Annotated in this window: 5 protein-coding genes; 1 reads left to right on the top strand and 4 read right to left on the bottom strand. The window is 56.2% G+C overall.

Annotated features, from left to right (window positions below; all coding sequences use genetic code 11):
- The 3 genes from ACOI1H_RS06100 to ACOI1H_RS06090 form a co-directional block, all read right to left on the bottom strand.
- Positions 1–1,057, bottom strand: a 1,057-nt coding sequence (locus ACOI1H_RS06100; RefSeq protein WP_422435902.1) for a replication initiator protein A, incomplete at its 3' end; no start/stop codon positions are given.
- 231 nt (positions 1,058–1,288) lie between these two features.
- Positions 1,289–1,885 carry a hypothetical protein gene (locus ACOI1H_RS06095; RefSeq protein ID WP_422435901.1) on the bottom strand — a complete coding sequence of 199 codons (597 nt, stop codon included), beginning with the start codon at positions 1,883–1,885 and terminating at the stop codon, positions 1,289–1,291.
- Complete coding sequence (locus tag ACOI1H_RS06090; RefSeq protein ID WP_422435900.1) at positions 1,882–2,310, bottom strand: hypothetical protein; 429 nt, start codon at positions 2,308–2,310, stop codon at positions 1,882–1,884. Before ACOI1H_RS06090 ends, ACOI1H_RS06095 begins: the two co-directional genes overlap by 4 nt.
- 670 nt (positions 2,311–2,980) lie before the next feature.
- Here ACOI1H_RS06090 and mobQ point away from each other — a divergent pair.
- Positions 2,981–4,282, top strand: a complete 1,302-nt coding sequence (mobQ, locus tag ACOI1H_RS06085) for a MobQ family relaxase (protein WP_422435898.1) — start codon at positions 2,981–2,983, stop codon at positions 4,280–4,282.
- Between the two features lie 178 nt (positions 4,283–4,460).
- Here the strand turns inward: mobQ and ACOI1H_RS06080 are convergent, their stop codons facing one another.
- Complete coding sequence (locus tag ACOI1H_RS06080) at positions 4,461–10,106, bottom strand: cadherin-like domain-containing protein (protein WP_422435897.1); 5,646 nt, start codon at positions 10,104–10,106, stop codon at positions 4,461–4,463.
- Between the last annotated feature and the right edge of the window lie 40 nt (positions 10,107–10,146).

Below are 10,146 nucleotides of genomic sequence, written 5' to 3'. Positions count from 1 at the left end.
GTCGGCCGCGTTTCTCGAACCACTTGGCGCAGAACCCGACGAAAGCCTTGTCCGGATCGCGTGGTGCATCGAGACCGCCGTCTGCCATCCAGCTTCGCCAGGCTTGCTCTAGATAGTGCACGTCCCAGCCAGGTGCAGCGTCGCGGGCGCGCTGATGGGCATCGAAACCGAGCCTAATCGTATCGCCTACAACGTCGCTGGCGAGAGCATCCATTGTTCCACGGTTCTCAAAGATGACCATCTCGCCATCCAGTCGGATCGCATAATCGGGTATATGATGGTGCGCTTCGTCCTGCTCCACAATCGCACCGACTAGACGACGGAACTCGCGCGTGGTCGAGGTCGATCCACACTTCCGCTGAAGGGCAGGGAGGCCGATGCGCCACTGCGTCTGCCTTCCGCAGTGTTTGCGCGCCAGCTCGTAGAGGCGTCGCTCCAGCGGTTTGCGTAAACGGAAGTAATTTCGGTGCAAGGTCAGGACTTCGTGCGCCCGAATGGCATTGAATACCCAGTCTGACAGTTCGATCTCGATTTCCTGCATTCTGCCATCGCGGGTTTCCCGCACTATTCGGGCACGGTCGATGATGCTGAATATGTCGAGTTGTTCAGTCCCACCCGTGCTGATGTTCGTTTCGATCTGCGTGCCTTGAAGGCGGACAAGTGCCGCACGTAGACCCTTGTAGCCGCGGCCATCAGTTACACGGTTCGTCGCCTTGAGCATATCATAAGCCTTTAGCCGTACCACGCGCTGTACTTGTCTGCCCTCGTTGAGCGCCGCGATTACTTGGCTGATGCAATAAATTAGGACGTCGCGATCATGGATCGTGGCGAGTCCGTCAGAGGAGGGGCGGATCTCTACGTAATTTTTGCCGCTCTCATCCTCGTAGTGACGGACCTGATGATCAGGCTTGGTCGAGAGCGAGAAAATCGGGTGGGCCATTGAAGCCATGTCACCCTTCGGAACTGCATCGAAGATATCGCAGACGAAGAAATCCTTTTGATCTTGACGATCAGGAAGGAGAGGGGACCGATTGTCTTTCGTGATTTCACCCACCATGCGGGCACATTCGTGATTTCACACACGGTCTTTTGTGACTCTACACACGGGCCTTGATAATAACTTTTTATTATCAAGGCTTTGAAGGACGTTTTTTGCGCGTAACACAGACTCTAACACATATATAACACCCAGCCTGAACGAGCGTGACCGGGATCAGCCCGTTTTCCACCTCAAACCGGCCTCTCAACGGAAACGAGCCGAAGATGCTGAGAAGTCAGAAGTTACCGCTCACTCCCTGACGATCACGCAGAACGTCGTCAGGCTGTCGGGATCGATACTAGACCTGAACTCTGCCCCGATGATCTTGCATGGCCATTGCCAGTGCTGGGGCAGCGCGGGGATGAGGACGCTACCAAGGAGCAGGGCTGCAATGAGACCTGCGCCCAAAACGAGGGGCAGCCCTACAGCAGCGCGCCGCTTGATCCATGCCTCACGGGCTGTGTAGCCCTTCACGGCCACCCTGAGGGCCTCCAAGGCGTCGTGTGAGGGTGCAGCGCCCTGCTTGGCCCCTGTGGCAGCCCCCTGCTCTGCTGCGGCGCTCAGGTTGTCTGTGGCGCGCTGTATGCCTGTCTCAACGTCTCCCGGGATCTTTTTCACCCGATCATCCGTGATTGCGAGCCATTTCACGAGCACATCGAAGTTCCTGCTGACCTCTTCGATCAGCTGGTCCGTCACCCCGGTGCGGCTGTCCAATTCATCGAGGATCTCAATGAAGGCCGCGGCGCTGTCGCCGCCGTTGGTCGTGATCTCCTTGTGGAAGATATCCCGTAGGCTGGGCAAGGAGTCCGGTGTCTGGTCCGGCTGTGCATCGGTGCTGTCGCTCATGACGGTTTATCCAACTGGACGCTTTGCGCAGCATTCAGATCGCGGGCCGTTGCGGGGTCCGATGTACGCGACGGATCATCAGCATGCGCCCCCTCGACATCGCCCCTGTGGGCACCGGCACTGTCCGCGCCTCCGCCTCCGTTCAGGACATTGTCGATGTTTCTGTCTGCCTCCGGGGCAGGGGGAGACCATCCATCGAAGGCCTTGCGGTCCTGGGCGCGGGCGAGCCCCTCCACCAGGGACTTCAGCAGTCTGGTCACATCGGGATCGCGGCTGGCCCGTTCGATAAGAGCACCGCCCAGAATAATCTTGCGCCGGGCATCGACCTTGCGGTCCTGCGTTGCCTTTCGGGCGCGAGCGGATTGCAGCCGTGCCTTGGCCTGTTCGTACTGGCGTTCGAGCTTTTCCAGATTGGGGTCGGCCATGACGGGGTTCCTTTTGAGGGGTGGTGCGCTACGTTGAGGAAGGGCTACCATGAAAGCTGATAAGATTGAATGGCGCACTTATGCAAACTTGTCCGTCACTACGTTTCCTCCCAAGTTTGCGTGCGGTCTCACCGGGGCAGAGCCCCCGCCGACAGCGTCCCCGTCCAATGAAGCTATGCACATTGGAATGGAAGGGCGCATCGCCCCTTCCAAACCTTCCCAGACCAACCTGCGCGATTGGATGGCGTGCCGGGCTGACGCGCCGCCAGTGCGACCGTGGCACCTTGCGGGTGCCGGGTCTGCTGACAGCTTCGTCAGCCCGGAGGCGTCGGAACAGCGAGCCTTGTGGCCCGGTTCCTCGCCACGTTTGCCGCGCTGCGCTTGTCCGGCAAACGGTCCTGTCTGTCCCTCACTCTGACCGCCCAGGTGCGGCCGGTCAGAGTGAGGGATGCGACGGGGCAGGCAGCGGCTTGCCGTCCGGATGGACGCCTACGCTGCTGCCTCCTGTCGCCCGGCCCGCTCCGCGTTGCGGGGCGCGGCGCGCCGGGCGACAGACCGGGCCACGCACCCCGCATCCCTGTGGCTGGTGCCGGGGTTTGCGTTGTGTGTTGGCAGGCCGCGGCGGGCTGGTGTCCGCCGCCTGTCCCGGTCTGCTGGAGGGGTAGGGCGCATGGCGAGCTACCACCTCAGCGTCAAGACTGTGAAGCGCAGCGTTGGGCGTACGGCGACGGCCGCTGCGGCCTACCGGGCGGGCGAGTGCCTGTCCTGCGAGCGGGAGGGCCGGGTGCATGATTATACCCGCAAGCAGGGTATCGAGGATGCTTTCATCCTCGTGCCTACCGGCGCCCCCGAATGGGCCTCCGATCGCGCCGGTCTGTGGAACGCGGCCGAGGCGCGCGAGACCCGCAAGAACTCCGTCATCGCCCGCGAGTGGGAGCTCGCCCTGCCGTCGGAGCTGTCCGCCGCAGGTCGGGCCGCCTTGGCGCGAGACTTCGCCCAGGCGCTGGTCGACCGCTACGGCATCGCAGCGGATGTGGCCTTGCACGCCCCGCACCGCGAAGGCGATCAGCGCAACCACCACGCCCACATCCTGACCACCACGCGTGTCCTGTCAGCGGACGGTCTGACCGACAAGACCCGCATCCTGGATGCGGCCAAGACCGGCGGCGCCGAGATCGAGGACATGCGCGGCCTCTGGGCGCAGATGCAGAACCATGCCTTGGAACGCGCTGGCCTTGAGGTGCGGGTCGATCACCGCTCACTGGAGGATCAGCGCGAGGCGGCGCTGGAGCGCGGCGAAGAGCTGGTCGCCATGACGCTGGACCGTGACCCTGAGATCAAGCTGGGACCGGCAGCCAACGCCATGGAGCGCAAGGCCCGGCGCGTGGCTGAACGTGATGGCACGGACTACACGCCCGTCACCCAGCGCGGGGCGCAGGTGCACGGGGTCCGCCAGCAGCGCAGCCTCATGGCCGATCTGCTGGAACGCATGGTTGAGGCCCACAACATCTACACGGCAGCCCGTGAGGCCGACGCCAGTCGCTTGAATGCGGCGACTGAAGCCGCGCGGGTATTGTTTTCTGGGGCAGGGGCGAAGGACTTCGCTGCGAGCTTCAGCCGGGCGTACCAAGGGAAGGAGGCCGAGCGGCAGCGGGCCTTGGCGGAGGAGAGGACGCAGGCGCGTGAAGCGGAACGGCTGGCGGCACTGGAAGCCGAGCGCGCGCAGTTCATCGAGCAGATCGCCCGCGCTTGGCAGGACAGCCGCGAGCTCGACAACGGGGATCTCAGTGAGGAGCGGCAGCAGGCGCTGATCTCACAGGTCGATGCCGCAGCCGATCGCTTTGGCTGTGACTTCGATGACATCGCAGGGCCGGCCAACGCACGCGCCAACGAGATCAAGGACGAACGGGTGAAGGCGTTGGAGATCGAGCGCGAGTTGAGCCGCGGGATCGGGGAGGGGTATGGGCTTTGAAGCGGTAGCGTCACCCTGCTGCCCGGACTAACGCCGTGACCTGCCCGCCGCCCATAACAAAAATCTGCAGGTTCGAGGTCGGTGATCTTCGGGTTCAATATGGGCCAGCCCAGATGCGCAGAGTTTATGACACTCCCATAGAAAGCCTTCTTGACCTCAATTGTTTCGGGCAAAGACCTCAAACAAACACGAAGTTATCTACCAATTCTACACGGAAGACCACGTCCTCATAGTCCAGATCACCGCCGCCTGTCAGGTCCTCAAAGCCAATGGAGATAGATTCTCCACCGACATCAACGCCTGACAAGGCATGCTGCACGCCGTCAGAGTTCATATCTTCTGCAAAGCTGTGGAATACCATTTCATCAACAGCAGTGCCATTCACTGCGATTGAGATATCCTTACCATCTGCGATGGTTGCCGCTGCCCCAGAACTATTTATAAAACTAAGCGTGTCGGTCGAAACCAGTGTCGTCGCCCAAAGGGCGGCGTCTTGAACGATGAAAAACCCTAATTTATTGTCCGCTTCTACATCTGTGATACCAGTTTCTGCCACTTTATCAGAATTAGCATTCTTAAAAAGAATGCGAGCATCAACGATGTTGCCGCTTGCATTGATTTCATAAACGCCGACTACATTATTGTAGCCAGCAAAACCCATATCCCGCAATGTGACCTTAAAATCAGTCGAGCCATCGCCTTTCAAAAAATTCTGATTAATGATCCCATTGACAAGTTCTGGGTCGACGGCTTGCCGTTCTTGTAGTTCAGGCAGAAATGTCTCGAAGCTTAGTGTCGTATCCTCTTCAAACGCTACAGCCATAAAATCTCCTGAAGAAAAATCACCAAGCAAAGTCATGGAGCCATCAGCGTTACCGTCTTGGTCTATATCTATACCCAATACGGTCGGATCACCGCTCACGGTCATATCTGATCGTGCGAATCTGACCCCTTCAAAAATAATGCTGTCTTGCCCATTGAAGTCTCGAACGGTGTCGCCAAAATGATCTGACGCACTACCAACCAATATATCGGCACCTGAGCCGAGTGATATAATATCAGCGCCTCCCCGAGAAGCGACAACATCATCACCAGACATCGCGTCGATATCGTCGGCCTGATCTGTTCCAACAATGCTGTCGCTGCCGGTCGTGCCATTAATCGGGTTCAGGATAGACGCCGGTGTACCCTCACCCGTGATAGTTATGGTAACTTCACCGCAAACCGTTTCGGTTCCGTCAGAGACCAAGTAGACAAACGTGTCTGCGGCCGTTTCACCATTGAGCAAGCTGTCAAAGGCACCGTTCGGATCGTAGCCGAAAGTTCCATCACCGTTGTCGGTCACGATCCCGAGCGTTCCGGTCAGGTCCAGGCCGACGATGTTCAACTCATCGCCGTCACCATCGGTGTCGTTCAGAAGCACATCTCGAGTTATGAATGCAGTAGATTCTGAAGTAGTGAATGCGTCCTTAATTGCTTCAGGTATTGCGTTGCCAAGATAATTTAACTCCAGCCCGTATCCAGTTTGTGTTCCGGTGAAGCTTGCCAGTCGAAAGTTGCCCTCCAACGTAATCGTAGCGTCGACTATTCCGTCGAGATCCTCATCGATCTCAATAATTGCCGAGCCCTTACGAATATTGATATTCTGAAAATTAATGTTCGGATCTTGGATGAGGAACGCTGATCGTGAGTCAAACGAAGATATTCTAAGTCCGTTCAAGTTATCTACTTGCCCGACAAACAACGCATCCTGTCCGTTAGGAACGTCAAACGGAACGAAGGATTCGTTAACTTGGTAGATGACTCTGTCTGCAGCTACTACCTCAGCCAACGAAGTGCTGTCGGAAAGATTCGCAATCGACGCGATCTGATTGTCGGCGTCATTCTCAAGCCACTGGAGGACATTTTTAGCATTCTGTCCAAGCACCCCTGCGGTCTCGATGAGAGATGAAAGGAGGTTTCCAGCTGTTGATCGTGTCTCTTCGGTCGATGCACGATTGGCAAAGAGGGCTGTCACAAATGGAACGGCCACGACCGCTCCGGGTCCAGACGCGAACGCCGCGCCCAACATAAGCGAGTAGAGTTGATGGTACTCGCTATCGACACCAGATCGTATGGCACCATGGCTGAAGAACGGACTTCCGAGGACTTCTGTCGTGTTCGGTGTCGCCGCGTAATAAATTTCTGGATACTCGTCGAGAACTGGCACGTCGTTTACCCATGCCCGGCTATAAAGTTCAGGCTGTGACCAGTGGCCTGTATGCGCGCGCGCAAGTAGATCAGTGGCATTTCCATCAGGCGCGACGCTGTCCATATCGTAATAGACTACTTCGCCTGGCGTGAATCGATTACCGACTTGACTGACGATGTCTCCCGCTGAGACGAAATGGACAACCCCCTGAAGGCTACCGTAGTCGGTCGCGTCACTGCCTTTGTTGATTCCCGCCGTGTTGAACGTCGTAAGGTATCCGGTCGGGCGAACATTTTCCCCGATCATGAATTCGATGGCAAGTTGCGCTTGAGATCCGCCTTGGCTATGACCGGAAATGCTGGCGTTACGATTTTCAACGAGCCAATCATGGAAACCCGGACCGCCGTCGGAAGACCTAATATTATCGTCCCATGCGGCCTTAATTTCGCGGTAGCCTACTCCATCAATTGGGCCATTCTCGATCCAATCAGATATGATTGCATCAGTTCCCCTGAATGCAAGGACCGGTGCATAACCGGCCTTCTCAAGCACAATGGCGCGGAAAGTATTTTGGACAAACTCATGTTTGACGGTCCAACCATCAATTAGTATTTGCCCGTTGTGTCCGACGATCCCGTTTTCACCAATCTGTGCAACGGGTCCATCTCCGTACGCCGACTGGCGAGAAAAATATTCAAGTTCTAAATTGTTAGCATACTGAAGCTCGCCGACTGACAACGTCAGACTTGCTGTGTCGGATAATAATCCGTCGCTTGCCTCGACCGTAAATTGCGATGCCTGGCCAATCGGCACTACCGTAAGACGACCAAACTCATCAAAGTTAAAAACAGTTCTGACTGTTTCAGAATCATCCAGACGCAAAATTGCATTTTGGTCCACGCTCACTCGAATCGAGGAGATGTCCGAGTTGCCATCGGGGTCACTTACGGCAAACAACTGATCAAGCCGGACGGCCTGTCCCCTTTCGATTACGCCGGGCAGCATCCGTGGCGCGACATCTGGCGCACGATTCTCAGGAGCCGGTTCTATGACATTAATCCGAACAAGTAGGTCGTTGCTGTCGTTGCCCTCAGCGTCAAATGCCTCAATGGCAATATCATTAAAGCCCTGATTTTGTCCGGCTACGTAGGAAATCCTATCAAGTCCATTCAGACCGACATCTTGGAAAGTGCCTGTGATCCGCACACCGTCCAGCGCGAGGTAGCCGCCGTCTTCTCCCGGCGTGGTATCATAGAAGCGGATGTATGAGACGTCGCTGTCCACATCAGAGACATTAATGACCGAGCTGTCGAAGATGATCGAAGTAATCCCGCCCGATCCCTGTGCATCAAGCTCGATCAGGGTCGGGCCTGTAATAATAGGAGCCGAACCTATCGAGGACGTTTCGTCAGTAAAGCTGAGATTAACAATCAGTGGGTTGCTGACATTACCTTCGCGATCAGTTGCCTCGATCTGGATCGCGTTAGTGCCAAAGGTGTTGGGCTGATAGAACCAGTATTTCAGGTCTTCGGGCGTGATGTTGATCCGGTATGGCTCCGACATTGGACGCGTCACGATAAAAGGTGACCCGAAAAGTGGATTGCTAAGGAATACTCCACCGTCGCTTCCGGGCGTGTTGTCGGAGATTTCGATCGAAACTATGTCGTCTGCGCCATCTGGATCGGTCAGCGCAAAAAGGTTGGCAAGCGGAATCGAATCGAGAGTCGAATACGTTTTATGGGTATCTCCTGATGCGACGGGCGGGTCATTTGGTCCATCCGAGGTGGAAATCGAAAAGACAGAAACACCGACTTCAATTAGATCAAAAGAGTCCTCACCTGGAAGTTGCTCAGTTCGCCTGAACTCGCTGGCGACCACGAACTCTCCCGTCTCAAGACGAATGAGGTCCGGCCTTTGCCCAAATTGAACGCCAACATCATCGGAGACTTGAGCAACCGTCCCATCTGCCCCATAAAACGCTGCCTTCTGAGTTATAACCGAACCGAAGCCTGCCTCCCTTTGGCCGTAGAACAACAGGACACCACCGTCTATTACTTCAAGACTTGGCTCGCCTCCGACATTATCTATGCTTAGCGCGGGCGGTCCAGGAACCATAGAACCGTCGGAATTAATGAATTTCCCCGACAGAGTGTATGTCGTGGTATCGGGATCACGCTCTCGCCATGACACAAAAAGAGTGCCATCTTCCATGTTCAGCACTTCCAAGCCTATCGCAAAACGCGCACCTTTGTCCGTTATTAAAACTGGATCGCCAACAGGTTCGCCTAATATCGAAAGAGTTTGGGCGTAGTACCGCACCGGGTCGTGATCAAATGGATCTCCTGTTGCCTCACCCCAAAGTAACATCAGGTCGCCCGAAGATAGCTCTGTCGCTATCAGAAATCCATTTGGGATATCTGACGTCTTTTGCACCTTCAAATCAAGGCGCGCCTCGATTTCAAGCGCTCCATCCTGATCAAACTTCAAGAATATGAAGTCTTCTTCAGTCGTCTCTGTCAGAATGAGAGTAAGGCCGCCGTCTTGCAAGCCCAATGAGACCTGATCATTCACGTTCAGACGATCAATTCCCATTGTTCCGTCAGAATCAATTCTAGTTGAGACCGTGTCGGCCGAAATTTGTGCTGTCTCTTCGTCTAACCTAATCATAGTAATGTAAACGACTGGTCTAAAGTATTCAGCGCTTGTGTGAACAAGCGCAATGTCTCCAGACGTCAACTTGAAAAGCCCAAAATCAGAGTCTCTTTCAGAGACAGCGATTTCGTCGGTCAATGGCCCGTCGCTATTCATGAGCCGGGCGTAGGTCCCGCCCGGAGCGTCCGTAGAACGCCAAACGGCAAGAAAGTTCGAGTCTGATAACGGCACGAGTTTACTATACCATTGCGGACCGCTTTCCGTTTGGTTCAATTGGAAGCTGTCGCGCAGGGAAATTGATCTCGGTGTGCCCCCTCCGTCGACCGGTGTAGAATGGCTCCCACCCGAATCGACGAGCCCTGAGAACGATCCGAACCCGTTTCCTCCTAGGTCGTTCTCGAAGGTCGCAGCGATGTACACATCATCCAGCCTCGACACGAACGCCGCCTCGAACTGACCGCCCGGCGCGAATGCTGCCGTGATGTCGTCGAGCGAATGCCGCACGATCCCGGCGGTGTTCCAGTTATCCACCACCTCGACGCCCGCCTCGGTGACCGAGGCGACAACGAACGAATGCGCGCCATAGCCTCCACCAGGCAACAGCGATTCCTCCGCAGCGTTGCCCGCCGTGTAGACCCGCACCACGTCGCCCGGTCGCAGAGCTGCCGTCATAGCGCTGGCCGAGGTCCCTACGAAGATCGACTTCCAGCCATCGCCTGCCACGTCGTCGGTGCCAGACTTGATGCCCGGCGAGTGCGGTACAATGTAGGTGATATCCTGCGGTTGAGCCGGGTCGCCGCCGATGGTGTTGTCCTTCAAATCGAAGAACGGAGCACCGGCGAGGTTGGAGACCCCCCAAACGAAATCGGTGCACCCATCGATTGTCCAGTCGATGCCGATGTTGGAAATTGCGATATCTACTATTTCCTGAGCGGAAACCCCTGACTGGATTTCATCTGCCTTCAGTAAGTCTCTCAGCATCAAATATCCCTAAACCTAAAAAATTATCGATTTCAATGAA

Origin of the sequence: Loktanella sp. DJP18 (genome assembly GCF_049310965.1) — a bacterium.
Classification (GTDB): domain Bacteria; phylum Pseudomonadota; class Alphaproteobacteria; order Rhodobacterales; family Rhodobacteraceae; genus Loktanella.
The sequence above is the reverse complement of the archived record's forward strand: the minus strand, read 5'-3'. Positions and strand labels throughout refer to the sequence as shown.